1 protein-coding gene is annotated in these 513 nt (G+C 40.9%); it reads left to right on the forward strand.

Annotated elements, in window-relative coordinates:
• Window positions 1-386: replication/maintenance protein RepL (locus IE178_RS35510; protein ID WP_193515133.1), on the forward strand; the 386-nt coding region annotated here is incomplete at its 5' end.
• Window positions 387-513: the final 127 nt, after the last annotated feature.

The following is a 513-nucleotide window of genomic DNA, read 5'->3' on the forward strand; positions in this document are numbered from 1 at the left end:
GAGATGAAGAGCAATTTGCAAAACTATACCTTGCGAATTTTGCCGCTTTTTTCAATCTATCACAATCAGCTATTCGGGTTTTCGGGTATATTCTAACTTGCATGAAGCCTAAGAATGATATGATAATTTTCGATAGGCGAAAATGCTTAGAATACACCCAATACAAATCAGACAAAGCCATATACAAAGGATTGGCAGAGCTCGTACAAAGTGAAATCATAGCAAGAGGTCCAAACGAATATAATTGGTTCATTAATCCGTTGATTGTCTTTAATGGGGATAGGGTTTCATTTACAAAAACATACGTTCGGAAAAAGACTTTAGCTGCCCAAAAGAAAGAAGAAGCAGAGAAACGACAATTATCACTTGGCTTTGATGAACAGTAACACTCCATTGAGTGAAGCTGCCGTTTGGTCGCTCCCCCTTTGGGGGCGGGGGGGGTTACATACCCATGCCGAAACCTCTGCTTCTGGTGATTTGCTTGAGTAGGTCTTTCCCCTCTTCCATAGCTTT

Origin of the sequence: Streptomyces griseoloalbus (genome assembly GCA_014650015.1) — a bacterium.
GTDB lineage: Bacteria > Actinomycetota > Actinomycetes > Streptomycetales > Streptomycetaceae > Streptomyces > Streptomyces griseoloalbus.